25 protein-coding genes are annotated in these 26,968 nt (G+C 75.8%); 18 read left to right on the forward strand and 7 right to left on the reverse strand.

Annotated features, from left to right (window positions below; translation table 11 throughout):
• The first annotated feature begins 66 nt into the window (after window positions 1-66).
• From ACIQ8B_RS04200 to ACIQ8B_RS04220, 5 genes are all read left to right on the forward strand, one after another.
• The gene (locus tag ACIQ8B_RS04200) at window positions 67-1,278 is read left to right on the forward strand and encodes a PP2C family protein-serine/threonine phosphatase (RefSeq protein ID WP_290002629.1); all 1,212 of its coding nucleotides are present in this window, start codon (window positions 67-69) and stop codon (window positions 1,276-1,278) included.
• A 64-nt stretch (window positions 1,279-1,342) separates the two neighbouring features.
• Window positions 1,343-2,482, forward strand: coding sequence for a hypothetical protein (locus tag ACIQ8B_RS04205; RefSeq protein ID WP_403545114.1), 1,140 nt, complete (start codon window positions 1,343-1,345; stop codon window positions 2,480-2,482).
• 9 nt (window positions 2,483-2,491) lie between these two features.
• Window positions 2,492-2,854 carry a hypothetical protein gene (locus ACIQ8B_RS04210; protein ID WP_290002636.1) on the forward strand — a complete coding sequence of 121 codons (363 nt, stop codon included), beginning with the start codon at window positions 2,492-2,494 and terminating at the stop codon, window positions 2,852-2,854.
• A 4-nt stretch (window positions 2,855-2,858) separates the two neighbouring features.
• Entirely contained in the window at window positions 2,859-5,474 is a 2,616-nt protein-coding gene (locus ACIQ8B_RS04215) for a substrate-binding domain-containing protein (RefSeq protein WP_403545116.1), read from the forward strand.
• Complete coding sequence (locus ACIQ8B_RS04220; protein ID WP_403545118.1) at window positions 5,474-6,847, forward strand: extracellular solute-binding protein; 1,374 nt, start codon at window positions 5,474-5,476, stop codon at window positions 6,845-6,847. The genes ACIQ8B_RS04215 and ACIQ8B_RS04220 overlap by 1 nt, the downstream gene beginning before the upstream one ends.
• Before the next feature lie 27 nt (window positions 6,848-6,874).
• Here ACIQ8B_RS04220 and ACIQ8B_RS04225 read toward each other — a convergent pair whose 3' ends face one another.
• Window positions 6,875-7,045 (reverse strand): hypothetical protein, encoded by a 171-nt coding sequence (locus tag ACIQ8B_RS04225; RefSeq protein WP_198602511.1) that lies wholly within the window; start codon window positions 7,043-7,045, stop codon window positions 6,875-6,877.
• Between the two features lie 97 nt (window positions 7,046-7,142).
• Here ACIQ8B_RS04225 and ACIQ8B_RS04230 point away from each other — a divergent pair, with 97 nt between their 5' ends.
• From ACIQ8B_RS04230 to ACIQ8B_RS04240, 3 genes are all read left to right on the forward strand, one after another.
• On the forward strand, window positions 7,143-8,486 hold the full coding sequence (locus tag ACIQ8B_RS04230) for a tetratricopeptide repeat protein (protein ID WP_403545120.1): 1,344 nt from the start codon (window positions 7,143-7,145) through the stop codon (window positions 8,484-8,486).
• Between the two features lie 223 nt (window positions 8,487-8,709).
• Window positions 8,710-9,468, forward strand: coding sequence for a GAF and ANTAR domain-containing protein (locus tag ACIQ8B_RS04235; RefSeq protein ID WP_403545122.1), 759 nt, complete (start codon window positions 8,710-8,712; stop codon window positions 9,466-9,468).
• A gap of 50 nt (window positions 9,469-9,518) precedes the next feature.
• A complete protein-coding gene (locus ACIQ8B_RS04240; RefSeq protein ID WP_403545124.1) occupies window positions 9,519-9,794 on the forward strand; it encodes a hypothetical protein in 276 nt (91 codons plus the stop codon).
• Window positions 9,795-9,822: 28 nt separating this feature from the next.
• Here ACIQ8B_RS04240 and ACIQ8B_RS04245 read toward each other — a convergent pair whose 3' ends face one another.
• Window positions 9,823-10,653, reverse strand: coding sequence for a hypothetical protein (locus ACIQ8B_RS04245; protein WP_290002655.1), 831 nt, complete (start codon window positions 10,651-10,653; stop codon window positions 9,823-9,825).
• Between the two features lie 332 nt (window positions 10,654-10,985).
• Here ACIQ8B_RS04245 and thrS point away from each other — a divergent pair, with 332 nt between their 5' ends.
• The 4 genes from thrS (at window position 10,986) to ACIQ8B_RS04265 (ending at window position 16,157) form a co-directional block, all read left to right on the forward strand.
• Window positions 10,986-12,206 carry a threonine--tRNA ligase gene (thrS, locus tag ACIQ8B_RS04250; protein WP_403545126.1) on the forward strand — a complete coding sequence of 407 codons (1,221 nt, stop codon included), beginning with the start codon at window positions 10,986-10,988 and terminating at the stop codon, window positions 12,204-12,206.
• A gap of 37 nt (window positions 12,207-12,243) precedes the next feature.
• Complete coding sequence (locus ACIQ8B_RS04255; RefSeq protein WP_290002658.1) at window positions 12,244-13,227, forward strand: nucleoside hydrolase; 984 nt, start codon at window positions 12,244-12,246, stop codon at window positions 13,225-13,227.
• Window positions 13,228-13,435: 208 nt separating this feature from the next.
• A complete protein-coding gene (locus tag ACIQ8B_RS04260; RefSeq protein WP_290002660.1) occupies window positions 13,436-15,139 on the forward strand; it encodes a glycoside hydrolase family 13 protein in 1,704 nt (567 codons plus the stop codon).
• Between the two features lie 223 nt (window positions 15,140-15,362).
• Window positions 15,363-16,157 (forward strand): carboxypeptidase regulatory-like domain-containing protein, encoded by a 795-nt coding sequence (locus ACIQ8B_RS04265; RefSeq protein ID WP_403545129.1) that lies wholly within the window; start codon window positions 15,363-15,365, stop codon window positions 16,155-16,157.
• A gap of 105 nt (window positions 16,158-16,262) precedes the next feature.
• Here the strand turns inward: ACIQ8B_RS04265 and ACIQ8B_RS04270 are convergent, their stop codons facing one another.
• Together ACIQ8B_RS04270 and ACIQ8B_RS04275 are read right to left on the reverse strand one after the other, a co-directional pair.
• Entirely contained in the window at window positions 16,263-16,634 is a 372-nt protein-coding gene (locus ACIQ8B_RS04270; protein ID WP_290002666.1) for a DUF6479 family protein, read from the reverse strand.
• A gap of 512 nt (window positions 16,635-17,146) precedes the next feature.
• The gene (locus ACIQ8B_RS04275; RefSeq protein WP_403545132.1) at window positions 17,147-18,340 is read right to left on the reverse strand and encodes a cytochrome P450; all 1,194 of its coding nucleotides are present in this window, start codon (window positions 18,338-18,340) and stop codon (window positions 17,147-17,149) included.
• A gap of 104 nt (window positions 18,341-18,444) precedes the next feature.
• Here ACIQ8B_RS04275 and ACIQ8B_RS04280 point away from each other — a divergent pair, with 104 nt between their 5' ends.
• The 3 genes from ACIQ8B_RS04280 to ACIQ8B_RS04290 all read left to right on the forward strand — a co-directional run bounded on the left by ACIQ8B_RS04280 (window position 18,445) and on the right by ACIQ8B_RS04290 (window position 20,135).
• On the forward strand, window positions 18,445-19,197 hold the full coding sequence (locus ACIQ8B_RS04280) for a TetR/AcrR family transcriptional regulator (RefSeq protein ID WP_403545134.1): 753 nt from the start codon (window positions 18,445-18,447) through the stop codon (window positions 19,195-19,197).
• 115 nt (window positions 19,198-19,312) lie between these two features.
• The gene (locus ACIQ8B_RS04285; protein WP_403545136.1) at window positions 19,313-19,693 is read left to right on the forward strand and encodes a MerR family transcriptional regulator; all 381 of its coding nucleotides are present in this window, start codon (window positions 19,313-19,315) and stop codon (window positions 19,691-19,693) included.
• 238 nt (window positions 19,694-19,931) lie between these two features.
• Window positions 19,932-20,135 carry a cold-shock protein gene (locus ACIQ8B_RS04290; RefSeq protein ID WP_006134583.1) on the forward strand — a complete coding sequence of 68 codons (204 nt, stop codon included), beginning with the start codon at window positions 19,932-19,934 and terminating at the stop codon, window positions 20,133-20,135.
• A gap of 107 nt (window positions 20,136-20,242) precedes the next feature.
• On the opposite strand, the gene ACIQ8B_RS04295 is transcribed toward ACIQ8B_RS04290, so the two are convergent.
• Together ACIQ8B_RS04295 and ACIQ8B_RS04300 are read right to left on the reverse strand one after the other, a co-directional pair.
• Entirely contained in the window at window positions 20,243-21,130 is an 888-nt protein-coding gene (locus ACIQ8B_RS04295) for a serine hydrolase (protein ID WP_403545139.1), read from the reverse strand.
• A complete protein-coding gene (locus ACIQ8B_RS04300) occupies window positions 21,127-22,095 on the reverse strand; it encodes a LysR family transcriptional regulator (RefSeq protein WP_403545141.1) in 969 nt (322 codons plus the stop codon). Before ACIQ8B_RS04300 ends, ACIQ8B_RS04295 begins: the two co-directional genes overlap by 4 nt.
• An 85-nt stretch (window positions 22,096-22,180) precedes the next feature.
• On the opposite strand from ACIQ8B_RS04300, the gene ACIQ8B_RS04305 reads away from it, so the two are divergent.
• Together ACIQ8B_RS04305 and bla are read left to right on the forward strand one after the other, a co-directional pair.
• Window positions 22,181-23,806, forward strand: a complete 1,626-nt coding sequence (locus tag ACIQ8B_RS04305) for a penicillin-binding transpeptidase domain-containing protein (RefSeq protein WP_403545143.1) — start codon at window positions 22,181-22,183, stop codon at window positions 23,804-23,806.
• A gap of 32 nt (window positions 23,807-23,838) precedes the next feature.
• Complete coding sequence (bla, locus tag ACIQ8B_RS04310; RefSeq protein WP_403545145.1) at window positions 23,839-24,762, forward strand: class A beta-lactamase; 924 nt, start codon at window positions 23,839-23,841, stop codon at window positions 24,760-24,762.
• 10 nt (window positions 24,763-24,772) lie between these two features.
• Here bla and ACIQ8B_RS04315 read toward each other — a convergent pair whose 3' ends face one another.
• Window positions 24,773-25,093, reverse strand: a complete 321-nt coding sequence (locus tag ACIQ8B_RS04315; protein ID WP_290002695.1) for an antibiotic biosynthesis monooxygenase — start codon at window positions 25,091-25,093, stop codon at window positions 24,773-24,775.
• Between the two features lie 661 nt (window positions 25,094-25,754).
• On the opposite strand from ACIQ8B_RS04315, the gene ACIQ8B_RS04320 reads away from it, so the two are divergent.
• A complete protein-coding gene (locus tag ACIQ8B_RS04320) occupies window positions 25,755-26,885 on the forward strand; it encodes a sugar ABC transporter substrate-binding protein (protein ID WP_403545147.1) in 1,131 nt (376 codons plus the stop codon).
• The last annotated feature ends 83 nt before the right edge of the window (window positions 26,886-26,968 follow it).

A 26,968-nucleotide genomic window follows, 5' to 3' on the forward strand; every position in this document is an offset into this window, starting at 1 on the left:
GGGGCCGTCCGGGCGCGGCCAGGGGGAGGGGATGCGGGCGCCACGGCCGCGTGTTTCGCTGGGGCCGTGAGTCCGGCCACCACAGGACACGCCCGGCCCGAGCCGTACCCGACGGCCGGCCCGGGCGACGTCGTGCAGCGGCAGCAGCTGCTGCGCGTACGCGGCCGCAGCGTCGCCTGGGCGCCGCCGCTGCTGCTGCTCGTCGCGATCGCGGTGGCCGACTACAACACCACCGGCGAGTTCCGGATCATCTCCTGGATCGTGCTGGTGCCGGGCATCGCCGCCGCGCTGTGCGGGGTGTGGGGCACGGCGGTGTTCGCGGTGCTGGCCATGGGCACGTACACCCTGGTCGACAGCGCCTGGCCGCACCAGTTCCAGGCGGGCCTGCCCGACTTCATCCTGGTCGCCCTCGGCGGCGTCCTCGCCACGCTGGCGTGCGTGGTGCGGGTGCGCGGCGAGCGCCGCGCGCTGCACATGCGGGACGTGACGGACACCGTGCGCCGCACGGTGCTGCGGCCGCTGCCGCCCGGCTGGGGCGGCCTGGAGCACGCAGGGATGTACCTCACCGCCGACACCCAGGCCCGGGTCGGCGGCGACTTCTACGACATCCAGCCCGGCCCGCACGGCACCCGCGTGCTGGTCGGGGACGTGCAGGGCAAGGGGCTGGGGTCGGTGGAGACGGCGGCGGTGCTGCTCGGCACGTTCCGCGAGGCGGGTTTCCACGAGGCGGACCTGGCGACGGTCGCCGACCGGCTGGAGGCGCGGATGGCGCGGCACCGCGCCTACACCGCCGCCCTCGGCCGGGCGGAGGGCGACCGGTTCGCGACGGCCGTGCTGCTCGGTTTCCCCGCGGACGAGGACGGCGTCGTCGACACCGTCGTCTTCGGTCATGAGCCCCCGCTGGCGGTGAGCCCGTCGGGGGTGCGGCACCTGACGGCGGCCGGGGGGCTGCCGCTCGGCTACCGCGACCTCGCGCCCGGTCCCCCTCCGGTGCGCCGGGTGGGTCTGGGCGCCGACGAGACGCTGCTGGTGGTGACCGACGGGGTGACGGAGGCGCGGGACCGGGACGGCCGCTTCTTCAAGGTCGCGGAGGAGGTGCGGCGGGCCGTGGCCGCCGACCCGCGGCTGACGGCCCCCGCCCGGCTGGTGAACGTCGTACGGGACCGGACGCTGCGGCACTGCCGGGGACGGCTGGCGGACGACACCACCGCGTTCGCGGTGCGGCGCGCCCGGGGTGCGGGGGCCGAACGCCGCGAAGGGGGACGTTCACCGCTGTGACGCCCCCGTTCGCGACCGCAGCCGTTACGGTGCTGCCGTGGGCGATCGACAGGGGGAGGGGACCATGTCCGGGACCGTGCTGCTGCTGGCGGCGTCGCCGCTGGGCCGTGGACGGCTGGTGGACGCGGCGTCCGTGCTCCCCGTGCTGGCGGCGGTGCCCCCCGCGGTGCTGTCCGGCGCGGACACCGCGAACGTCGTGGAGCTGGCCGACCCGCTGGAGCCGCAGGCGGTGCTGACCCGGCTGCGGGCGGCGGCCGCCGCGCCCGGCCCGCTGACCGTGTACGTGGCGGGGGAGCTGCGGCTGGACCGCAGGCAGCGGCTGCCGCACCTGGCGCTGGCCCGCACCACCCCGGCGACCGTGCGCTACACGGCGCTGCCCTGGCACTGGTTCCGGGACGAGCTGCGGCTGCGCCCGGCCGGCGCGACGACCCTGTTCCTCGATCTGCACGCCGACCCGGACACCTGGCAGGCGCTGTCCGCGCCGTCGGCGCCGGGCCGGCCGTTCCCGCTGGACTGCGGGCGGGACGCCGCCGTCTACGGTCGCGTCGCACCGCCGCCGTCGCGCCGCCAGGTGGCGGCGCCGGCGTACATGAAGGCGCTGGCGACGCTGCTGCGCAGCGGGCGGCGGATGCCGGACGAGGAGCTGCACCAGCGGACGCTGGCCCGGATCGCGCCGGAGAGCGCGGGCGCCGACCTGGTGCTGGCGCAGCACGGACCGCTGCCGGGCGACCCGCACGCGGCGGTCACGGCGGCCGTGCGCGCGGGGCGGCACGCGGAGGCGGACGCGCTGGCCGCGCGGCTGGAGCAGGCGGCGGGGCTGGCGCACGGGCCGGTGTCCGAGGAGGCGCTGCACTGGACGGAGGTCCGCGCGGACCTGGCGATGCTGGCGGGCGACGCGGTGCGCAGCTGCCGCGCGTGGATGGCGCTGGCGGGCACCCGGCTGGCCGCCGGACAGCCGGCCGGCGCGCCCGCCGTCGAGGCGGCCGTGGACCGCGCCCACCACCAGTGGGGCCGGATCGACGACCCGGTGCGGGTCCGTGAACTGGGGTTGCAGCTCGTGGAGTTGAGGAGCCGGGTGCCGGGGCGCCGGGAGGGGGCCGTGGAGCATGTGCGGCGCCGGCTGCGGGAGGTGCAGGGGCGCGCGGCGGTGCCCGCCGGACAGTTGCGTACGGACCCTCCCCAGGGAGCGGCCGCGGTGCCATGATGGTGAGTCATGGCTGAGGGGGACGGAGTGGCCGACCAGGACATCTGCATACGGCTCGACCGGAGCGCGACGGAGGGGGACATCACCGCCCTGCGCAACTGGCTGGAGCGGGAGAAACCGCTGGACGACCTGGCGCGGGACGGGAAGGTGCGGATCCTCGTGAGACCCGCCACCGAGCACGGCGGCACCCCGATGGGGACGAGCCAGGAGATCGTCATCGCCGTCACGTCGGCGGGCGCCACCGTGGTGTTCCAGGAGCTGCTGGAGCAGGTCAAGCGGGGTGTGAAGGCCTGGCGCGACAACCGCCGCCAGGTCGAGCACGGCGATCCGCCGCAGGACAGCGTCGAACCGGTGAACCGCGACGACGGGTAGACCGGTGCAGCCTCAGGACGCGGGGGAGCCGAGGGACCGGGCGCTGCTGATCGGTGTGTCCGAGTACGACTTCACGAAGCCGCCGCACGGGGTGCCGGGCGACCTGCCGGCGGTCCGGCACAACCTGACCATGCTGCGCGAGGCGCTGGTGCGCGGGCGGGTGTTCGCGGAGCAGGAGATCAGGACGCTGCCGTCGCCGTACCTCGCCGACACGGCGCGGGTGCTGCAGCGGGCCGCCAAGGAGGCCCGCGGGCTGCTGCTGGTCTACTTCGCGGGGCACGGGGCGATCCCCAGCGGGGGCGACGAGCTGTACCTGCAGATGCGGGACGCCCGGGTGATCGCCGGTGAGCACACGGTCTTCTCCGGGGCCGAGAAGTTCAGCGACCTGATGGCGACGGTCCTGGCCACCAGCGCGGCGCGCCGGATCGTGGTGGTCCTGGACTGCTGCTTCGCGGGCAACGCGGCCCGGGTGTGGGAGCTCTTCGGGGACAAGCGGCGCGTCGCGGTGCTGATGAGCGTGCAGGCGAACCACCGGATCGACGCGGGCGACCCCAAGACGCCCACGCCGTTCACGGAGGAGCTGGCGGCGGTGCTGGGGGAGGGGGGCGGGACGACCGTCTCGGAGCTCGCCGCCCGGCTGCGGGAGCGGATGGCCGCGCGGGGCCTTCGCACCGAGCGCGGAGACCCCTGGGAGCCGCAGCTGCGGGTCGAAGCGGGCGTCGACGTCCCGCTGGGGAAGGACGACGGTCCTCAGGTCCCGCTCCCGGGACCGGGCTTACCGGGCTTACCGGGCGGGCCGGGTGGCGCCTCGGACCCCGGCCCGCCGGACCCGGGCCCGGACCCCCGTCCGCCGTGGTGGCCGGCCGTGCTGAAGGGGTGGCGGTCCGTCCTGGCCGTGCTGAAGCGGTGGCTGTCCGCCCTGAGCGCGCTGAAGCGGTGGTGGCTCGCCCTGACCGTGCTGCTCGCCCTCGGTCTGCTCGGCCTGGGCCTGTACTGCGCGCTGGGTCCGGCCGGCGACGGCGCCCACTGCGCCCCGCCGCTCGAACTGAGGGTGCTGACCGACCCGGACCTGGAGCGGCCCGTACGCGCCGCCGCCGACGCCTATCTCGGCTCGGAGGAGAACACCACCGACGCCGGCTGCCGCCGCACCGGCGTCACCGTCTACAGCGCCGGTTCCTCCGACGTGGTCGGCGCGCTGCGGCGGCACACCGGCGACTGGCAGGAGCCGCGGGACGACGACGTCGACCCGCAGCGGGACCTCGGCCCGCAGCCGGACGTGTGGATCCCCGCCTCCCGCGCCGACGTCGACCGGGTGCGGGCCGAGCAGGACACGGACGCCGTCGCGGTCCTGGAACCGCGGGAGCCGCCGCTCGCCTACTCCCCCGTCGTGCTGGCCGTGCCGCAGCAGATCGCCGCCGACGCCTACGACGAGCGCACCGGACTGAACCTGACCGAGATGATCCAGGACCTGACCGTCCGCGCCGAGGACGCGGACGTGCGCCGCCCCGACCCCGAGTTCACCGACTCCGGACTGCTCGCCACCGTCGGCCTGTACGGTGCCGACGCGAGCGCCGTCGCTTCCGGGGAGCGCCTGGTCGCGCAGTCCGGCTCGCCCTCCCCCACGGCCGGCGACCTGCTGTGCGCGCTGCCCGACGACGACACCGTGGACGACCGCACCGCCGCCCTCGTCCCGGAGTTCCTGCTGCGCAGCGGCGTCGACTGCGACAGCACCACCCGCAGCCCGCGGATGGCCCAGTACCCGCAGGACGTGCCCGGGGTGGAGCCGGTGTTCGTGCGGGTGCGCTGGAACGGCGGCGACCGCGACGGGACGGAGCGGGACGCGGCGGCGAGCGCCTTCCGCGACTGGCTGGCGGGCGAGGACGGCCGCGCGGTGTTCGCCGGCCACGGCTTCCGTTCCGCCTACACCCGGGAGCTGCTGGACGGGGAGACCGTCGCCGACGGCGTGCTGCGCGCGCCCAGCCCGCTCGACGAGTCGGCCGGACGGGACGCGATGGAGCGGGCGCTGCGCGCCTACCAGGCGTACGGGGGGCCGGGCCGGGTGCTGTTCCTGCTGGACAGCTCCGGCTCCATGGCCGACCTCTGGCAGGGGCCGAGCGGCGGCCCCGGTCTGCTGCGGCAGTCACTGGGCGGGCTGGGCGCCGAGGACGAGTACGGCGTCTGGTCGGTGGCGGACACCGACGACGGCCCCTACGAGACGCTGCTGGGCATCGGCGCCCACCGGCGGACCGACGCCCAGCGCGCCGTCGAGGAGCGGGCGCGGGTGCGGGACGCCACGGCCGACCCGCACGCGGCGCTGCTCTCGGCGTTCGACGCGATGGACCGGCGGGGCGGCGACGGACGGCCGCAGATGATCGTGCACATCACCGACGGCGAGCACGGCGAGACGCTGAGCGGCGGCCGGCTGACCGAGGTGCTCGACCGGGCCGGGGCGAGCGGCGTTCCGGTGACCGTGGCCGTCCTGGGCAGCGGCGGCTGCGACCCGGGCCGGCCGGACCGCCGCATCGCCGACGCGAGCGGCGGGCGGTGCCTGGACGCGGGGGACGACCTGGGCGCGGCCCTGCACGACGAGATCGCACGCACCGGAACGGGGGAGGGCTGATGCCGCGACGGCTCGCCGCACTGCCGGCGCTGCTGCTGCTGTTGCTCGCCGCCTGCACCGGCGGCCGGGGCGGGGCGGAGACGTCCGCCGCGACCGCCGCCGAGGACGTGCCCGGCACGATCGTGGTCGCCAGCGGCCGGGACGTCACCGGCAGCAACGGCGTGCGCCAGCAGCTCATCGACGCGTGGAACCGGCGTGAGCGGCAGGCGGGTTCGCAGTACCGGGCCCGGCTGGTGGAGCTCGCGGGCAGCGCCGACGAGCAGCGCAGCCAGCTGCTCGGCGCCCTGCAGTCCCGCAGCGCCGAGTACGACGTGGTGAACCTGGACGTCACCTGGGTGCCGGAGTTCGCCGAGGCCGGGCTGGTGCGGGCGCTGCCGGACGACATCGTGGACGAGGACGTGATCGGTCCGGTCGCCGAGACGGCCCGCTGGGACGGGAAGGTCTACGCGGCGCCGTTCAACAGCGACGTCGGCCTGCTCTACTACCGGCGCGACCTCCTGCGGCGGGCGGGCGTCGAGGAGCCGTTCGTCCCGGAGGGGTTCACCTGGGACCAGCTGCGCGGGCACGTCGAGACCCTGCACACGAAGCTCCCCGCCGGCGTCTTCGCCAAGGGCTGGACCACCCAGCTCGCCGCGTACGAGGGCCGCACCGTCAACGCGGTGGAGGCGTTCGCGTCGGCGGTGCCCGGCCTGGCGCTGGTGGACGAGAAGGGCCGCTACACGGGCGACGTGGAGCAGCTCACCGAGGGCGTGACGGAACTGCGCCGCCGCATCGAGCCGGCGTACACCCTCCAGGACGCGGCCACCTCCGACGAGGCGGCCGCGACCAGCGACTTCGTCGAGGGACGCACGGCCTTCCTGCGTGCCTGGCCCTCCGCCTACCCCACGCTGTACCGGGTGTTCGGGGACCGGGTCGGCGTGGCGAAGCTGCCCGGGCGGGCGGTTCTCGGCGGGCAGAACCTGGCGGTGACCAAGGCGTCGCAGCGGGCCCGGAAGGCGACCGAGCTGATCCGGTACCTCACGGGACGGGAGAGCGCGCGCTGCCTGCTGGAGGCCGGGTTCGCGGCGACCCGCGACTCGGCCTACCGGGACGTGGTGCGCTGCCCCGAGGGCGTGTCCGCCGCGCCCTCGCCGTCCCCGACGGGGGAGGGCGCCGATCAGGTGCCGCGGGACGGCGGGGGCCGCCCCGCCCACGCGGACACGACCTTGCGGGCGCTGGAAGAGGCCGTGCACCGCCCGAGGACCCCGCTCTACGGCGCGCTCACCCAGACCTTCATCACGCGGCTCGGCCCGCTCGTGGACGGAGCCCCGCTCGGCGACGAGGAACTGGCCCGGCTGTTGGACGAGGGGCTGCGCGGCGCCCTGCCCGGCTGAGGGCCGTCCCGGCCGAGGGCCGCCGCCCTACCGCTCCGCCGCCTCCACCTCCACCGGCGCGGTGGTCCCGCGGTCGGCGTCCGGGCCGACGGTCCCGGCCGGTCCCGCGTTCGCCGCGAGGAGAAGCGCCGCGACCGCGGCGAGAGCCGCGATGAGTCCTCGGGCGTAACGCTCGGTGGGGCGGGTGCGTTCCAGCACGGCGACCTCGCAACAGCGACGGGTTAAGCGGGTTTAATTCACGGTTTAACCTAGGGGCTGTCCGACGCGAACGGCAAGTGGCACTGGGGGAGTTGGCATGGGGGAGCGGGACGAGCCGGGCACGATCGGACGCCGGGTGCAGCGGCTGCGCGTGGCGCGCGGGCTGACCCAGAGACAGCTGGCGGAACCGGTGTACACCCCCGCCTACGTCTCCACCCTGGAGGCCGGCCGGGTGCGCCCCTCCGACGACGCGCTGCGGCACCTCGCCGAGCGGCTCGGGGTCGAGTTCGACGAACTGGCGACCGGGCGCTCCGCGCGGCGGGTGACCGAACTGCGGATGCGGCTGACCGAGGCGCAGCGCGCGCTCGCCGTCGGCGAGGCGGAGTCGGCGGTGGAGCAGTACACGGCGCTGCTGGCCGAGGCGGAGGCGCAGGAGCTGCCCGAGGAGCAGGCCGCCGCGCTGCTCGGACTCGGGGAGTGCGCGCTGGACACCGGTGAACTCGTGGACGGGCAACGGTACTTCGAGGAAGCGGAGGCGCGGCTCGCGGACGCGCCGCTGCCCGCGCGGGTGCCGGCGCTGCGCGGCCGGGCCGTCGCGCACTACCTCGCGGGGGAGCTGCGGTACGCGGTGTACCTGCTGGAGACCACCATCGACGAGCTGAACCGGGGCGGCCTGCACGACCCGGACGCGCTGCTCCTGCTGTACGCCAGCGTCATCGGGCCGTACATGGACATGGGGGCGCACGCGCGGGCCGCGCAGGCCGCGGAGTTCGCGCTGGCGCTCGCCCCGCAGTCCGGCGACCCGGCGCTGGTGGCGCGCATGCACCGGTCGGTGGCCCGCACCCTGCTCGCCGAGGGCCGCCTGGCGGAGGCGGACGCCTCACTGGCCAAGGCGGCCGAGCTGTACCGGGAACTGCAGTTGCGCACCGAGCTGGCCAACTGCCACTGGATGCGGGGCTACGTGCACGCGCAGAACGGCGAACTGGCCGAGGCCGAGGCGGAGATGCGGGAGGCGCTGCGCATGCTGTCCGCGACCCGCGCGACCCTGTACAGCAGCCAGCTCACCGTCGAACTGGCGGACGTACTGCACCGGCGGGGCCGGTCCGAGGAAGCCGCTGAGCTGCTGAAGGACGTGCTGGGCGGGCTCTCCCCCGAGCGGGGCGCGGTCCACGCGGCGGCCGCGCACCGGCTCCTCGGCATCATCGCCGAGGACGCCCGGGACACGGAGCGGGCCGAGGAGCACTACGTCCGCGCGCTCAGCCTGCTGGAACGCGCGGGCGCGGCGGGCGACCTGGCCGACCTGTGCCGCCTCCTCGGCGACCTCCTGCGCCGCACGGGCCGCGTGGAGGCGGCGCTGGACGCCTACCGCACCGGCCTCGGCCACCGCACGGCCCCCGGCACGACCACCCTGGGACCGGCCCCGGCACAGCCACCGGTGTGAGACAAGGGGGGTGAGCCGGGTCCCGGCCTCACCCTCGCCCTCGCGCCGATGCCCGCGCCCGACACCCGCACCCCCCCGCGAACGCCCTGGGCGACGCCCCGGGCACCCCGCTCGTATCCGCACGCCCCACACCCCCCGGGAGTGACCCCGGCTCGCCGGGTGCCGCCCGGTTTCGCTCGCCCCGCCCCGGGTAGTCAGACCGCGTTTCGGCTGGTGAGGGGATGTGGTTGGCGTGCGGCCCGGGAACGTCCCAGGAGGCGGGCAGGACCGGGGTGCGGGTGGCGGGGGGCACGAGCGGGTGGCCGGCGCCATCGCCGCGGGGCTGCGCGGGGCCGGTCCCGCGCAGGTGCCGGGGCGGCTGTGCGCGGTGGCCGTGGACCTGCTGCCGGTGGACGGCGCGTCCGTGTCGCTGCGCGGCGACAGCATGCCCCTTCAGCTCGCCGCGTCCGGCGCCGGCGCCGCGCGGCTCGCCCAGGTGCAGGCCACCCTCGGCGACGGCCCCTGCCACCACGTGCTGCGGACCGGCGCCCCGGTGCTCGTCCGCGACCTGGCGGACGGGGACTGCGCCGACCGCTGGCCGGTGTTCGTGCAGCAGGCGCTCGGCTCCGGCGTGCGCGCCGTGTACGCGCTGCCCCTCGGTTCCTCCGCCGTCTGCGTCGGCACCCTCGACCTCTACCGCGGCTCCCCCGGCGGCCTCACCGCGCGTGAGCTGCGCGTGGCGCTGCTGGTGGCCTGCGTGATGACGGTCGCGCTGACGGACCTGCCGTACGACGCGCGGGACGGCGACGGGGGCTGGCTCAGCGGGCTGGCCGCCGACCACGACCGGGTGCACCAGGCGGTCGGCATGATCATGGCCCAGCTCGGCGTGGGCGCCGACGAGGCCCTGGCCCGGCTGCGCGGCGACGCCTTCGCACAGGGCCTCACCGTGCTGGAGGCGGCCGTCGACGTCGTCGCCCGCCGGCGGCGTTTCGACACGCCCTGACCGCCCGTCCCTGGCGATCGGCTCCCGTCCACGGCCTAGGCTGACGGGTCATGGACACAGCCATCCTCTTCCTCACCTGCGTCGTGATCCTCGGCGTGGCCTCGATCCAGACCCATCTCTCCCGCTCCGAGCGCCGTGTCGCCCGCGTGGAACGCAAACTCGACCTCGTCCTGGGTCACTTGGGACTGGAGGAGGAGGTGCCGAGGAGGGACGAGATCCTCGCCCTGGTGCGTGACGGCAAGCAGGTGCAGGCGGTCAAGCTGTACCGCGAGTCCACCGGCGCGAGCCTGGTGGAGGCCAAGCAGGCCGTCGACGGCATGAGCTGAGTCCCGAAGGATTCCCGGGTCGGTCTCCTCAGACCCGCAGCCGTTCCTGCCGGGCGACCTCCGCGAGCCGGTCCGCGCCGAGCTGGGCCATCGCCCGGGTGACCTCGGCCCGCACCTCACCGAATCCGCCGTTGGTGAGGACGACCGCGTCCTCGCCGACGCGGATCGCCGCGAGGTCGACCGTGAGCCGGGCCGGGATGGCGTCCGGCGCCCCGCCGGTCAGCGTCACCCGCAGCGCGGCGCGGGCGTCCCCGGCGGTGTCCGGCAGGCGCAGCTCCGTCACCTCGACGTCCTGGGTGCCGGACCGTGCGGTCTCCGCCCGGAAACTCCCGCACTTCTCGGGCAGCGTGCCCAGCCAGACCAGCGCGCGCTCCACGTCGTCCGGGCGGTGCGCGCCGACCTGCTCGCGCAGCTGGGCGCCCTCGGCGGTGTCGTCCAGGGTCACCGAGGCGCGCGGCCCCGCCGGGACGCCGAACGGCTCCTCCGTGTACAGGACCTCCAGCAGCCGCCGGCAGTCGCCGTCGTCCGTGGTCGCCTTCAGCGTGCCGTCGCGCCACAGCGCCGCCCCCTGGCCGGCCGCCCAGGGCGGGCCGAGGTCCGCCGCGGTGATCAGCGCCGCCTCGAGCTGCTCGTCGTTCAGCACGGGCGTGGACCGTTCGGTGTCGGTCACGGCGGAGGAGGACGCCGAGGGGGACGGGGACGGGGAGGGCGACGTCTCGGCGGGCGGCTCGGACACCCCCTGGGGCAGCGCGCGCGGGACGTCCCGGTCGTAGGCCACGCAGGCCGCCGTGATCAGCAGGGCGGTGACCGACAGGGCGGAGGCGAGGAGGGTGCGGGCGCGGGCCGGGGCACGGGTCATCGGATGCCTCCTGGGGGCCGGGCCGTCCACGGGCGGACACGGCGGGAGTGGCGGACGTGCTCCTACGGCACCACCGGGACAGGCCCCCCACCAGCGAGGCGAGCCGTCCGGGTGAGCACCGGGCACGGTCCCGCCGGGGCCGCGGAAACCGGGTGCGCCCGCCGGCCGCCCGCTGCTAGCGTCCGCCGCATGCAGCGCGCCCGCGTGTCCCGCACGACGACGCCGGAGGACGTCCCGGCGCGCTGACAGCTGACCGCTGACGAAGCCCCGGGGCGAGTGCCCCGGGGCTTCGCCGCGCGTGGTGCTCGCCTCCCGACCCCGAGGAGGGCGCCGTGCACGACCACCGACGCCTCGGCCGTGAACTCGGCCTGTTCGACACCGACCCGCTGATGGGCGCGGGCCTGCCCTACTGGCTCCCCGACGGTGCCGTCGTACGGCACACCCTGGAGGAGTACGTCCGCGAGGCGGAACGCGCGGCCGGTTACCGGCACGTGTACTCGCCCGTGCTCGGCAAACGCGAGCTGTACGAACTCCCCGGGCACTGGGACCACTACCGCGACGACATGTACCCGCCGATGGAGCTGGGCGGGGAGCAGATGCTGCTGCGCCCCAGCCTCTGCCCCCACCACGCCCTGATCTTCCGCTCCCGCACCCGCAGCCACCGCGAACTGCCGCTGCGGATGGCCGAGCTGGGCGGGATGTACCGCTCCGAGCGGTCCGGCGTGCTCGGCGGACTGACCCGGGTGCGGGCCATCCAGCTCAACGACGCGCACATCTTCTGCACCCCGGACCAGGCCGCCGAGGAGGCCGCCGGAGCCCTCGCGCTCATCTCCCGCGCCTACGCCGACCTGGGCATCCGCGCCGCCCGCCACCGGCTGTCGCTGCCGGGCGGCGGCGGGAAGTACGCCGCCGGCCCGGCCCTGTGGCGGCGCGCCACCGCCCTGCTGCGCGAGGCGCTGGACGCGTCCGGCGTGGCGTACGAGGCCGTCGAGGGCGAGGCGGCCTTCTACGGCCCGAAGATCGACGTGCAGATCACCGACCCGGCGGGCCGCGAGTCCACCCTGTCCACCGTGCAGATCGACTTCCACCAGCCCGAGCGGTTCGGGCTGCGCCACACCGGCCCGGACGGCGCCCGGCACCGGCCGGTGATGGTGCACCGCAGCGTCATCGGCAGCGTGGAGCGGGCCGTCGCCCACCTGCTGGAGGAGCACGGCGGCGCCTTCCCGCCGTGGCTGGCCCCGGTGCAGCTGGTGGTGCTGCCGGTGGGCGGGGACCAGGAGGAACGCGCCCACGCCGTCGTCCGGCAGGCCGCCGGACTCGGGCTGCGGGCGGAGGTCGGCGGACCCGGCGAGGGCAGTCTCGGCGCCCGGATCCGCCGGGCCCGGCTGGTGCCGTACCAGGCGGTGCTCGGCGCGCGGGAGGCCGGGGACGACCGGCTCGCCGTGCGCCTGCGGGACGGGCGGCGGCCCGGTGTGCTGCCGGTGGCGGAATTCCTGCGGCGCGTCGAGGAGCGGGTGCGCGCACGCGGGACCGCGCTGTGGGAGCCCGCGTAAGGTCGACGGGCAGACCCGCCTCGAGAAGGAGTCCGTCGTGCGCAACGGCCGGCCGGTCCCGGTGATCATCGACTGCGACACCGGCGTCGACGACGCCCTGGCGCTGCTGTTCGCCGTACGGCACCCCGGGATCGACCTGCGGGCCGTCACCTGCGTGGCCGGGAACACGGACGTGGACGGCGTCGTGCGCAACACGCTGACCGTGCTGGAGGCGGCGGGCGCGCCGGACGTCCCGGTGGCGCGGGGCGCCGAGCGTCCGCTGATCGAGGCGCCGCGCTCCGCCCGCCACGTCCACGGCCACGACGGCATGGGCGACCTCGGCCTGCCCGCCCCGCGCAGGACCCCGGCGGACGTGGACGCGGTGACCCTGCTGCGCCGCGAGATCCTCGCCTCGCCGCGCCCGGTCACCCTCGTGCCCACCGCGCCGCTCACCAACATCGCCCTGCTGCTGCGGGCCCACCCCGAGGTCACCCGCAACATCGAGCGGATCGTGTTCATGGGCGGCGCGGCGGGCGCCGGGAACGCCACCCCGGTGGCCGAGTTCAACGTGTGGCACGACCCGGAGGCCGCCGCGATCCTGCTCACCGCGGGCGTGCCGATCACCATGTACGGGCTGGACGTGTTCACCCGGGTCGTCGTCCCCGGCGCCGACGTGCGGAGGCTGCGCGCGAGCGCCGAACCGGGCGCCCGGCTGGCCGGCGACCTGCTCGCCCACCGTCCCGCCCACCCGGGCAGCCGCCCCGACGACCCCGCCGAGGACTCCGGCGGCCTCGGCGACGCGGGCGCGCTGTGCGCGGTCGCCGACCCGGAGGGGCTCACCACCCACCGCCTGCCGGTCGAGGTGTCCCTGGCGCCCGGCCCGGCGCGCGGACAGACGATCGTCGACCGCCGTCCCCGCCCCGGCGAGTCGGAGCTCCACGAGGGCATCCGCGAGCAGGCCCTCGTGGACGTCGGCCTGGACGTGGACGTGGAGCGCTACGTGAAGCTCTACCTGGCGACGGTCGAACACCCCGCGACCTAGCCGGACACCCTGCGACCCAGTCGGAGCGCCCCGCGCTCCGGCCGAACACCGTGCGCCCTGATCGGACGCCGGTTCGACCCGTGTGCGCCGGGCGGGCGTGCGGTCCGCCACACCCGGGGGGAATGTCACCCCCTTACCGGTGCGTTCGCTTTTACGGTGTTCTGGTCAGTTTCTCCGCCGGTACCCGCACACCCAGAGGAGACCCCGCGTGACCGACCGCCCGACCGCGCCCGATCCCCGGCCGCCGCACCCCGCCCCCGACGCCACGCCCGACCTCTCCTCCCGCGACCCCGACTGGTGGCGGCAGGCGGTCGTCTACCAGATCTACCCCCGCAGCTTCGCCGACGCCGACGGCGACGGCCTCGGTGACCTGCGCGGCATCACCCGGCGCCTCACGCACCTGTCCGCCCTGGGCGTCGACGCCCTGTGGCTCAGCCCGTTCTACCCGTCCGAGCTGGCCGACGGCGGCTACGACGTCGCCGACCCGCGCGACGTCGACCCGCGGCTCGGCACCCTCGACGACTTCGACGAACTGGTCCGCGAGGCGCACCGGCTCGGCCTCAAGGTGATCGTCGACATCGTCCCCAACCACACCTCCCACCAGCACGTCTGGTTCCAGGAGGCGCTGCGCGCCGGGCCCGGCTCCCCGGCCCGCGACCGCTACGTCTTCCGGGACGGCCGGGGCGAGCACGGCGAGCTGCCGCCCACCGACTGGCAGTCCGTGTTCGGCGGCAGCGCCTGGCAGCGGGTGCCGGACGGACAGTGGTACCTGCACCTGTTCGCCGCCGAGCAGCCCGACCTCAACTGGGACCACCAGGACGTCCGCGAGGACTTCCGCACCACCCTGCGCTTCTGGTCCGACCGGGGCGTGGACGGTTTCCGCGTCGACGTGGCGCACGCCCTGACCAAGGACCTCGAGGAGCCGCTGCGCGACCTCGGCGACCACGCGGCGGGCGGCGAGGCGGCCCTCGCCGACTTCGCGCCCGGCACGCACCCGTTCTACGACCGCGACGAGGTGCACGAGATCTACCGCGACTGGCGGAAGATCTTCGACACCTACACCCCGCCCCGTACGGCCGTGGCCGAGGCGTGGGTGCCCGGCGCCCGGCGCGCCCTGTACGCCCGCCCGGACGAGCTGGGCCAGGCCTTCAACTTCGAGTACCTCCAGGCCGCGTGGGACGCGGGCGAACTGCGCCAGGTGATCACCGACTCGCTGGCGACCGCGCAGGCCGCCGGGGCCTCGGCGACCTGGGTGCTGTCCAACCACGACGTGGTCCGGCACGCCTCCCGGCTGGTGCTGCCGCCCGGCACGGACGAGAACGCCTGGCTGCTGTCCGGCGGCCACGCCCCCGCCGTCGACCTGGAGGCCGGTCTGCGCCGGGCCCGCGCCGCCACCCTGCTGATGCTGGCGCTGCCCGGCTCGGCGTACGTCTACCAGGGCGAGGAACTGGGGCTCCCCGAGGTCGCCGACCTGCCGACGGAGGTCCTCCAGGACCCGATCTGGGAACAGACCGGTCACGTCCGCAAGGGCCGCGACGGCTGCCGCGTCCCGCTGCCGTGGACCACGACCGGCCCGTCGTACGGCTTCGGCGCGGGCGGCGCGTGGCTGCCGCAGCCGGCCTCCTTCGCGGAGTACGCCGTGGAGGCGCAGGACGGGGCGGAGGGTTCCACCCTGGAGCTGTACCGCACGGCCCTGCGGCTGCGGCGCAAGCTGATCGACGGCGAGACGCTGACGTGGGCGGAGGGCACCCCGGAGGGGGTCCTGCAGTTCGACCGCGGCGACGGCTGGCGCTGCGTGACCAACCTGTCCCCCGACCCGGTCTCCCTCCCCGCGGGCGAGGTCGTCCTGACCAGCGCCCCCCTGGAGGACGGCCGCCTGGCCCCGGACACGACGGCGTGGCTGACCCGCTGAGGAAGCCGGCGGGCGACGCCCTCCTCGGGGGAGGGGCCGTGCGCCGCGGACGCGGGTGACGGCCGGCGGCACCGTGCGCGGTGCCGCCGGCCCCACGGCGCTCACGACCGGTGACCGGCGGCTGCCACCCGTCCGGGGGTCCAGGGCGGGCGGTGGACGGGAGCGGCCGTCAGAGCCGGCCGCAGGTGTGTCCGACGTCCGCCCTGCAGGGAGCCCGCCCACGATGAACAGGTCCAGCAAGACAACGGCCGCCGTGCTGGCGGCGGCCGGGATCCTCGCGGCCGGGTGGCTGCCCGCCGCACCGGCGTCCGCCGCCGACGGGTCCGCCCCGCCGCCGGGCGAGCGGGTGCTCTGGGGCTCCGTGACCGTCCCGCCCGGCCGGGAGGGCGTCGTCGAGGCCGCGGGGCTGGACGGCTCGGCCCTCGGCGCCGGCTCCACCCTCACCCTCACCGCCCCCGCCGGGGCCGAGGTCACCGGCGTGCCGCTCACCGCCGCCGGCTACCGGGGCGAGGTGGCCGCCGACGGCCGTACCGCCGCGTACACGGCCACGTCGGCGGAACGGCCGTGGCGGGCCGGGGCCTTCCCCTTCGTGCCGGCGGTGTCCGCGGACGCGGAGCCGGGGACCAGGCTCGGCGGGTGCGGGCTGAGGCTCGCGGACGCGGAGGGCGTCACGCGGGCGAGCGGGGGGTGCCAGGTGACGGCGGGGCTGCCGTCGCCGGTGCTGTCCCGGCCCGGGTCGGGGGTGCCGCTGGGCCACCGCCCGGCCGCCGCGGGCACGGCGTACCCGGGTGCGCAGGTCACGGTCTCCGACCAGGACGGCAACGAGGTGTGCACGGACACGGCGGGGCCCGACGGGCTCCGGAGCTGCGCGCCCGGCCGCGATCCGCCCGCCGGGGCGAACCGGCTCCAGGCCACGGCGACGACGAACGGCGTGACCGCCTCGGGCGAGCAGATCCAGATCACCGTGGGCTCGCCCGCACCGGGGCCCGCTCCGGCCCCCGCGGTCCCGCCCCGCTGACCGCACCCGCGCCTGCGAGGCGTCCGGCCGCGCGGCACCCCCTTGCGCGGCCGCACCGCGCGGCCGCGTCCGTGTGGGGGCGTGGGTCACGTCCGGACCGTCAGGTCAGACGTGCCCCGGCCCACCGCTGCCGAAGGCTCCGCTGGAGCCCGGCAGCCAGCGTTTGCGTTGCTGGTCCTTGCCCGTCCTGGTGCCGGCGTGATGCAGCTCGTACGGCATGAGCCGGGAGCCGCTGCGGGGCGTGAGCGGTATCTCGTCCGGCTCCCGCATCTCCCGCATCTCGTGCACCGCGCCGCCGTCCGGCAGCCTGGGCTGCTCGTCGGGCTGAGGGCGCGGCGACTCCTGGTCCATGTACCGCATTCCCGCACGGACGGCCCAGACCAGGGCGCCTGCCACGATGATGCCGCCGATGAAGGCCGCTGCCACGGCCCACTGGTGGTCACTGGCGGCCAGTTGTACAAGCGTTGCCGTGTTCATGTTTCCGAGTATGGACCAGGAAATGTGATAAAGCTCCCGTTCTGTCCTGATTGGTGCGGTCCCCCGTTCGGCTTCCCCGAGGGGCGGCGCCCCGTGCCGCGTAGCAGGCTGCGGCCAGAGGGAAGGCCGGGACGGGCCGTCGCGTCCCCACGTGTGCAGCTCGGGGCCCGGCCCCGGCCTTCCCGTCTCCCGGGCCGCCGGCCTCTGCGCCGTCGTCCCGTCGGCCGGCTCCCGCGCCTCCGGTGCCCGGCCGGCGCCGACGTCACCGTCCGGCCGCGGCGGGTCGTGGCACCACCGCCCCGGCCGCCGGGACCGGCGGCCGGGATCCGGCGCGCTGACGTACGTGCGGTTCTCCACGAGCGCCGCCACGATCCGCGTCCGGTGCGGGTCGCCCGGCGCGGGGGCGATCTTCAGCAGGGCGTCACCCGTGGGCGCCGGCGGCGGGACCTCGGGCATCGGGGCCCTTTCCCTCGTGTCCGGGCCGGCTCCGGGAGGCCCCGGAACGGACCGTGTCAGCCGAGGCGGACCGGGAGCCCGGCGAGCCCTCGCAGCAGCGTGCCGGCGCGCCAGGTGAGGGACTCCGGGGCGGCGTCGAGGGCGAGTCGGGGATGCCGTTCCAGCAGCAGGCGCAGGGCGACGGCGGCCTCCGCGCGGGCGAGCGGGGCGCCGAGGCAGTGGTGGACGCCGTGCCCGAAACCCAGATGTCCCCGGGTGCGGCGGGTGAGGTCGAAGCGGTCGGGGTCGGGGAAGGCGAGCGGGTCGCGGGAGGCGGCGGCCAGCGAGACCAGGACGGCGTCCCCGGCGGCCACGCGGGTGCCGGCCAGGTCCAGCGGCTCCGCCGCGAACCGGAACGCGCCCGCGTGCGCGGGCGAGTGCAGGCGCAGCGACTCCTCCACGGCCGCGCCGGTCAGCTCCGGGTCGGCGCGCAGCAGGGCGAGCTGATCGGGGTGCTGGAGCAGGCTCAGTACGGTCGCGGAGATCAGGTTGACGGTCGTCTCGTGCCCGGCGACCAGGAGCAGGAACGCCATGCCGAGCAGTTCCTCGGGTGACAGCGGGGCCTCCGCGCCCGGCCTGCCGGGGGCGGCCAGGTCCGCGAGCAGGGAGCCGTCGGGGGTGCGGGCCTTCCGGGAGATCAGGCCGCTGAGGTGACCGGTGAGCGCGGCGGCCGAGGCGGCGGCCGCCTCCGCGCCGGTGGGCGCGACCAGTTCGTTCGACCAGGTGTGGAAGTCCGCGCGGTCGGCCGCGGGCACGCCGAGCAGGTCGCAGATCACGGTGACCGGCAGCGGCAGCGCGTACGTGCTCACCAGGTCGGCGGCGCCCGCGCGCGGCAGCCGGTCCAGCAGACCGCGGGCGACGGCCTCGATGCGGGGACGCAGCGCGGCGGCCCGTCCCGGGGTGAAGCGGCCCGCGACCAGCCGCCGCAGCCGGGTGTGGTGCGGCGGGTCGCTCTGCAGCATGTTGCGGCCGACCGCGTGCCCGCCGTCGGTCTCCCAGCCGGCCGAGTGCCGGATGTCGTTGCGCAGCCGGGAGTCGGTGAGCGCGGCGCGCACCGCGTCGTGGGTCACCACCAGCCAGGCGTCCCCGCTGCCGGGGACGTGCACCCGGTGCACCGGCCCCTCGGCGCGCAGGGCCGCGAGCCGGCCGAAGGGGAAGGGCGTCGGCGCCCACTCCAGGGGCGCGGGTCCGTCCGGGGCGTCGGCACGCATGGTGCGTCCTCTCTGCCGAGCAGCAAACGGGGAGTGGTCCCCACTTAATGGCGGGACGATAGCATCCGGCCGGGGAGCACTCCCCGGTCCGTACGGAGGGACCCATGACCGTCGGTGAAGAACCCACCGCCCCCGGCCCCGGGCCGACCGGCCCGGAAGCCGCGGCGTCCGTCCCGCCCCGGCTGCGGCGGGACGCGCGGCGGAACCGGGAGCGGCTGGTGGAGGCGGCGCACGCCGTCTTCGCCGAGCAGGGTCTCGAGGCCCCGCTGGACGTGATCGCGCGGCGCGCCGGCGTCGGCAACGCGACCCTCTACCGGCACTTCCCCACCCGCGCCGCGCTCGTGGACGCCGTCTTCCGCGACCAGCTCACGGAGACCATGGAAGCGGGTGAACGCGCGCGCGGCGCACCCGACCCCTGGACCGGTCTGACCGGCTACCTCGACGCCGTGTTCGTCACCCTCGCGGCCGATCGCGGCACCAACGACCTGATGACCACCCGTCTGCCGGACGCCGAGACGCTCGGCGCCGTGCACGCGCACAACCGGGAGACCGTCGGCGTGCTGCTGGAACGCGCCCGCGCGGAGGGCAGCGTGCGTGCCGACGTCACCACCGAGGACCTCCTCTTCGCCCTGGCGGCCCTGGGCCGTGCCGTGCCGCCGCTGGCGGTGGCCGCCGGCCCTGACGCCTGGCGCCGCCCCCTCGCCCTGTTCCTGGAAGGGCTGCGCGGCCCCGCGAGCGAGCCCCGTCCGCTGCCCGGCACCCCGCTCGGCGAGGAGGAACTGGGTCAGGTGCTCGGGGAGATGGGGCCGCACCGGGTCAGGCCCGCGGACGGGTCCGCGGCGGGCGACGAGGCGTAGTCGAGGACATCTGCACGCGCCGGACCAGATTTTCCGCCGAGGCGACTAGAGTTTGGCGGTGGGGAACCCGTCCCCGTGGCGGACCGTGACGCCTGTGGTCCGCGGAAAGGTGCGTATGCCCTCGGAAAGCCAGCCGTACGCCGACGGCCGGCAGCCGGACCAGGACCGGCCCCCCGTCGCCGACCGGCTCGACGACGACCACTTCCCGGCCTACACCATGGGCAGGGCCGCCGAGCTGGTCGGAGCCACACCCGCGTTCCTCCGCGCCCTCGGCGAGGCGCGGCTGATCACCCCCACCCGCTCGGACGGCGGCCACCGCCGCTACTCGCGCCACCAGCTGCGGCTCGCCGCCCGCGCCCGCGAACTGGTCGACCAGGGCACCCCGGTCGACGCCGCGTGCCGCATCGTGAGCCTCGAGGAACAGCTGGAGCGGGCCGAGCGAACGAACGAGGAGCTCCGTCGGCAGGGTGCCGACACGGCCCACGGGCACCGGTGAAAATCTGTCCCGGCCGGAACAGGATTTCCGCTCCGCCCGCGAGAAATTCCTTTCTTTAAACGCGCCGGCCGGGTTTATTCCAGTGATTTTCCTCGCTTGCCGAGAATGCTTTCCGTGCTAGGCTGACGTCAGTTGCAGTTGTGGTTGCCAGTTTGAACCGGTTCTCCGGGCGGGTGATCATCGCGACGATGTAGGGATTCGTAAAGTGCGATTCCCGGCACTGTCTCAGGAGATAGATATGGCCACCGGTACGGTCAAGTGGTTCAACTCGGAAAAGGGCTTCGGCTTCATCGAGCAGGACGGCGGCGGCGCTGACGTGTTCGCCCACTACTCGAACATCGCCACCTCGGGCTACCGCGAGCTCCAGGAAGGCCAGAAGGTGACCTTCGACGTCACCCAGGGCCAGAAGGGCCCGCAGGCGGAGAACATCGTTCCCGCCTGACCCTGACCTGCACGCAGGTTTTGAGGAGCGGGTGCCCGCACGTTTCGTGCGGGCACCCGCTCTTCGTCGTTTTCCGGCCCTTTCCCCGGGGCGTTTTTCCGCCACGCTCAGCGTGAGCGGAACGCCTTCGCGCGCAGCGCGTCCACCGCGATCCGCGCCGCCGTGCCGATCACCGCGTCGGCCGCCGGCAGCGTGGCCGCCGTGTGCGCGGTCCGGGTGAAGACGGCGACCGCGTAACGGCCCCCGTCGGGGTACTCGACCACGCCCACCTCGTTGCGCAGGGTCGGCAGGCTGCCGGTCTTTCCGGCGACATGGACGTCGTCGAAGGGGAAACCCGAGGCCAGGCGGTGCGGCCACACCTGGAGCCCCATGATCCGCCGCATGGCCGCGCCGTGCTCCGGGGTGCACGCCTCGTCCCGCCACACCGCGCGCAGCAGCCGGGTCATGTCCCGTGGGGTGCTGCGGTTGGTGCGGTCCGGGTCCAGCGCCCGCAGCCGGCTCACCACCCGCGGGTCGGCCAGCGCCCGCGCCCCGTCCGGCCCGGCGTCCTCCCTCACGGTGGCGAGCATCTCGCCGAAGGAATGCACGGCCCGCGTCCGGGTGAGGCCCAGCCGGTCGGTCGTCGCGTTGACGGCGTCCAGACCCACCCGGCGCAGCAGCAGGTCGGCGGCCGCGTTGTCGCTGACCGCCATCATCAGATAGGCGAGGTCGCGCAGGGACATCCGGGCCGCGTCCAGCATCGCGGCCACCCCCGTCGGCCCCGCCGTACGCCCGCCCGGCACGGTCTCCACCTGCTCGGCCAGGTCCAGCGCGCCCCGCGCCGCCCGCTCGTGCAGCGCGACCAGCAGGCACAGCTTGTGGACGCTGGCGGTGCACACCGGCTGGTCGGCGCCGGCGTCCAGTTCCTCGCCGGAGTCGATGTCGAGGGCGTGCAGCCGGCCGGTGACCCCGGCGTCGGCGAAGGCCGCGTGGATGCGGGCGACGGCGTCCGTCACAGCCAGTACTCCGATGCGGGTCGCAGATGCAGGGGACGGGCCGGCACATCGGGGACCGCGCGGGCGGCGGTGCGCAGGGCGTGCGTGGCCGCCTCGGCGAAGGCCCGCACGGCGGCGTCGCCGCGCCCCTTCGGCCAGGCCGCGGAGTGGCGCAGCGCGGGCGCCCCGCCGGTCAGCGGACGCCACACGACATCCGCCCGCCCGTTCTCCGGCTCCGGCGGCGCGGCGTCGCGCGGGCACAGGGCGACCGCCCCGGAGGACAGCACGAGCCCCCGTACGAAGCTGGCGCCCTGGCCGTGGCGTACGGCGGCGGGGGTGAAGCCGCCGCGGGCGCAGGTGGTCAGCAGCTCGTCGTACAGGGCGGGGGCCGCCGTGCGGGGGAAGAGGATCAGGTCCCGGCCGGACAGCGCGGGCAGCGGCACCTCGCCGGGGGCGGCCGCCTGGTCCCCGGCAGGCAGCAGGACGCCGAGCTCCCGGCGCAGCACCGGGCCCAGCTCCAGACCCGTCACGTCGCACGGGTGGTGGACGACCCCCACGTCCAGGTCGTGCGCCGCGAGCCGCTCGAGCTGCTGCGCGGTGGACAGTTCGTGCAGCTCCAGCTCCAGACCGGCGTGACGCTCGCCGAAGTCCGCGAGCAGGACGGCCACGGTCTCGCCCGACAGGTCCGGGGGGAGGGCGGCGCGCAGCAGTCCCGTCTCGCCGTCACGCACCCGGCGTGCGGCGGCGAGGAACGACTCCGTGCGGGACAGGACCTCCCGCGCCTCGGCCAGCAGCAGCTTGCCGGCCTCGGTGACGCGCACCTGACGGCTGGTGCGCTCGAACAGCCGTACCCCCAGTTCCCGTTCCAGCCGCTGGACGCGCTGCGACAGAGGGGGCTGGGCCATGCCCAGGCGGGCCGCGGCACGGCCGAAGTGTGACTCTTCTGCAACAGCCACGAAGCACTCCAGGTGCCGCACCAGGTCCACGACCAGTCATCATATCGAGTGTTGATCGATCCATGATTGATAGCGGACTTGGACGGACGGCCGTCTCCGCTGCTGTGGTCGGGGCATGGACACGTATCCCGACCTTCCCCGTTCCGGTCCCCGTCGGCGTCCCCGCATCGCGGTCAGGGCGCTCACCGCCGTCACGGCGGTCGCCGCGGTCGCCGTGGGCGGCGCCTGGGGCGCCGGGCTCGGCCCGTTCGCGGGCGAGACCGGACCCGACCCGGAGGCGGCGGCCGAGGCCCGCGCGTTCCTCGCCGACTGGGCCGCCGGACGCCTCCCGGACGCCGCCGCCCGCACCACCAGACCCGACCGCGCGGAGGAGGTGCTGCGCAGCTTCACCGCCGGGCTCGACATCGACAAACCGGTGCTGAAGGCCGGGAGGCCCGAGGAGGACGAGGAGTCCGGCGGACGCGCCGTCACCGTGCCGTACACCGCGCGGATGCCCGTCGCGGGACTCGGCACCTGGGCGTACACCGCCGAGCTGCCGCTGCGGAAGCGCGGCGGCGAGTGGACGGTGGACTGGCGGCTGTCGCTGGTGCACCCGCGGCTCAGCGGGACGGAGAAGTTCCGCCTGGAGCGGGAGGAGACCGAACCGGTCCGGGCCGACGACCGTGACGGCCGCACCCTGTCGGCCGCCGCCCACCCCTCCCTCGGCCCGGTCCTCGCCCGGCTGGCCCGCGGCACGGGCGGCGGGCCGCGCGGGGCGGTGCTGCTCGTGGACCGCGTCACCGGAGACGTCCGCCGCACCGAGGCGGCCTTCGGCGCCGGGACCCGCGAGGACGAGGGACCCGTGCGCACCACCCTCGACGCCCGCTGGCAGGCGGCCGCCGAGCAGGCCCTGGAGAAGGCCGGCGGCAAGAACGCGGCGCTGGTCGCCCTGCGCGTCGACGACGGGGAGATCCTCGCCGTGGCCAACTCCCCGGCCGACGGCTTCAACCGCGCCGTCTCCGGCACCTACGCCCCCGGTTCCACCTGGAAGATCGTCACCAGCAGCGCCCTGCTGCTGAAGGGCGCGGTCGCCCCGGACGACGTCGTGGACTGCCCCCGCTACCTCACCGTCGGCAAGCGGTTCCAGAACGTCGAGACCTCCGCCCACCCGGGCGCCACCTTCCGCAAGGCGTTCACCGAGTCCTGCAACACCGCCTTCATCGGCCTGCGCGACAGACTCGGCGACGGCGAACTCGGGGACGTGGCGAGGACGTACTTCGGGGTCGGCCAGACCTGGCACGTCGGCGTCCCCTCCTACGACGGGTCCGTGCCGGAGCCGCGGGACGCGACGGAGAAGGCCGCGTCGATGATCGGCCAGGGACGGGTGCAGGCCAACCCGCTGATCATGGCGTCGGTCACCGCGACGGCCGTCTCCGGCCGCTTCCACCAGCCCGCCCTGGTCGCCGGCACCGAGGACACCACCGAGACCGAGCCGCTGCCGCCCCGCGTCGTGACCCAGCTCCGCACGCTGCTGCGCGCCACCGTCACCGAGGGCACCGCGCAGGCCCTGGCCCCGCTCGCCGGAGAGGCCGGCGGCAAGACCGGCACCGCCGAGGTCTCCGACGACCAGGAGAACAACGGCTGGATGGTCGCCCACCGCGACGGCGTCGCCGTGGCCTGCGTCGTCGAGGAGGGCGTCACCGGCGGCGGCTCGGCCGGACCCGTGCTGCACGCCCTGCTGTCCGCCGCGCCCCGCTCCTGAGCCGCACCCCGCGCCTGAAAGGACGCCCCGTCATGACCGCACGCCCCTCCCGCCGCGCACTGCTGCTGACCGCGGCCCTCGTCCCCGTGGCGGGCTGCGCCACCGACGCCGCCCCGGACCGCGCCCCCGCACGCGGCGGCCCCGCCACCCAGGACCGCCGCGGCCCGTCCCCGGTCCGCCCCCGGAACCTCGCCGCCCTGGAACGCGAGTACGGGGCCCGTCTCGGCGTCTTCGCCGTCGACACCGGCACCGGCGCCACCGTGGTCCACCGGGCCGACGAGCGCTTCGCGTTCTGCTCCGCCTTCAAGACCCTCGCCGCCGCCGCGGTCCTGGACCGCCGCCCCGGCGCCCGCCTCGACGAACGGATCCCCTACGGCACGGCCGACCTCGTGCCGTACTCGCCGGTCACCGAGAAGCGCACGGGGAAGGGCATGACCCTGCGCGAGCTGTGCGACGCGGCCGTCCGGTACAGCGACAACACGGCGGCCAACCTGATGCTGCGGGACATCGGCGGCCCGCGCGGCCTCACCGCGTACGCGCGCCGGCTCGGTGACCGGGTGACCCGGCTGGACCACACCGAGCCCGAGCTGAACAGCAACCCGCCCGGCGACCCGCGCGACACCACCACGCCCCGCGCGATCGCCGGCGACTACCGCGCCCTGGTGCTCGGCGACGCCCTCCCCGCCGCCGGGCGCGCGCTGCTCACCGACTGGCTGGTGCGCAACACCACCGGCGACCGGCGCGTCCGGGCGGGCGCGCCGCGCGGCTGGAGGGTGGGCGACAAGACGGGCGGCGGCGAGTGGGGGCGCGCCAACGACGTGGCCGTGCTGTGGCCCGGCGCGGGCCGCTCGCCGCTGGTGCTGGCGGTGCTGACGGAGCGCCCCGACCGCGCCGCGTCCCCCAGCGACGAGCTGGTGGCGGAGGCGGCGCGGCGGGTGCTGGACGTGCTGCGGTGACCCCGGCCGGTCAGTCCTGGCGGGGCGCCGCCTGCTGGACCACCTCGAAGGACCACAGGGTGGCGCCGGTGGCCGCGGGACGCGGCTTGTCGCCCTGCGCGCCGGCGTGGGCGGCCCGGCCGAGCCCCTCCGCCCAGCGCTGGAAGTCCTCCTCGCTGCGCCAGCGCGTGTAGACGAGGTAGGTGTCGGTGCCCTCCACCGGGCGCAGCAGCTCGAACCACTCGAAGCCGTCCGAGCTCTCCACCGCCCCGGCCCGCGCGGCGAACCGCTGCTCCAGGGTCTCGCGCTGGTCCTCGGGAACCGTGAGTACGTTGATCTTGACGACGCTCATGGCGCGATTGTCCCGCAGCCCCTGCGGGGTCCGCCGGTCGGGGCGCGCGGCCGGCCGAGGCGGATCACCGGCGGGCACGGGCGGGCACGGGCGGGAATCGCGCGGCTCGTCGGCGCGGGGTGCGGGGCGCCGGGCGTCGGCCGGGCGGCGGGGCGGCCGGCCCGGTCCGCGCCGCCGTCGCGGCCCGCGTCGTCGTTCCCGTTGCCGCCGTCACCGCCGGTCCGGGGACGCGGGGGACGCGGTGGCCGCCCGCCACGCCGGAGGTGATGCCGGGGGCACAGGCGCCGCGACCCGGGTGGGCCAGGGCGCCGTCCAGGTGCCGGCGGCACGTGGAGCAGTGGTCCGTCCGCGGTCTTCCCGAGGTGCCGTACCGGGTTTGCGCGCAGGGGGCCGGTCCGGTCCGGGCAGGAAGCCGGGCACGCGAACCAGGCCCGCGGCCCGCTGTGTGCAGCCGGTGTGCCGTTCCTGCGCACATTCTCGGTGTGCCGGGGGAGGAGGTCGTGATCACGCGTCCCCCGCCACCGTGCGGCGGACAGACTGCTGAGCGGCGTTCCGGACCCGGCCGGACGCCGGCCCCGACGCCGTAGCCGTACGGAGTGCCGCGTCGGCCGTCCAGCTCCACCCCCCCGTGCCGCACGTCCGCCTGGAAGGCGTCCCCACCGTGAAGCTCCGTGCCACCGCTGCCGCCGCACGCCGTTGCGCCCTGCTGCTGACCGCCTCGCTGTCGGCCCTCTCCCTCACCGCCTGCGGTGTGCTGGAACCGGGCGGCGACGCCCCCTCGGACGCGCGCGCCGACCAGGACATCACCGTGGGCCTGCTGCTGCCCGACCGGGACACGGCGCGGTTCGAGAAGTTCGACCACCCGCTCATCAAGGAGCGGATCGCCTCGCAGACCGACCGGCGCGGCGAGGTCGTGTACGCCAACGCCGAGGGCAGCAAGGAGAAGCAGAGCGAGCAGTTCCGGCAGATGATCGACCGGGACGTCGACGTGATCCTCGTGAACGCGGTGGACGCGCGGGCGATCGCGCCGGACGTGCGCCGGGCCAAGCGGGCGGGCATACCCGTGATCGCCTACGACCGGCTCGCCGAGGGCCCGATCGACGCGTACGTCTCGCACGACAACGAACTCGTCGGCCAGGTGCAGGGCCGCGCCCTGGTCGACGCGCTCGGCGAGAACGCCGAGAACAGCAAGGTCGTCATGATGAACGGCGAGCCCGCCGACCCGAACACGGCGCTGTTCAAGAAGGGCGCGCTGGACGAGCTGGACGGCGCGGTGGACATCGCCGTGTCGTACGACACCAGGAAGTGGCTGCCCGAGGTCGCGGCGGAGAACATGCGCAAGGCGATCGAGGAGGTCGGCGCCGGGAACATCGCCGCCGTCTACTCCGCGAACGACGGCATGGCCGGCGCCGTCATCGAGGAGCTCCAGGACGCGGGCGTCACCGAACTGCCGCCGGTGACCGGGCAGGACGCGGACCTGGAGGCGGTGCGGCGGATCGTGGCGGGCACCCAGTACATGACCGTGTACAAGTCGTTCCTGCTGGAGGCGACCGGGGCCGCGGACATGGCGGTGGCCAAGGTGCAGGACCGGGCGATCCAGTTCGACGCCCTCGCCCGGGACGAGGTCGACAGCCGGTCGCGGAAGGGCATCCCGGCCATGCTGGTGCCGGTGGTCGCCCTCACCCGGGAGAACATCGAGGACACGGTGATCGCGGACGGCGTCTACACGGTCCGGGACATCTGCACCCCGGCCCACGCGGAGGACTGCGCGACGATCGGGCTCACCGGCTGAAGGTGATCCAGATCACGTCCGGCTGCCGCTCGGTTCCGGTCCTCCCTCCGGTCTTCATGGGCACAGGTGTCCGCGAGCGGAGG

The sequence above is a fragment of the Streptomyces sp. NPDC096105 genome, from assembly GCF_044763335.1.
GTDB lineage: Bacteria > Actinomycetota > Actinomycetes > Streptomycetales > Streptomycetaceae > Streptomyces.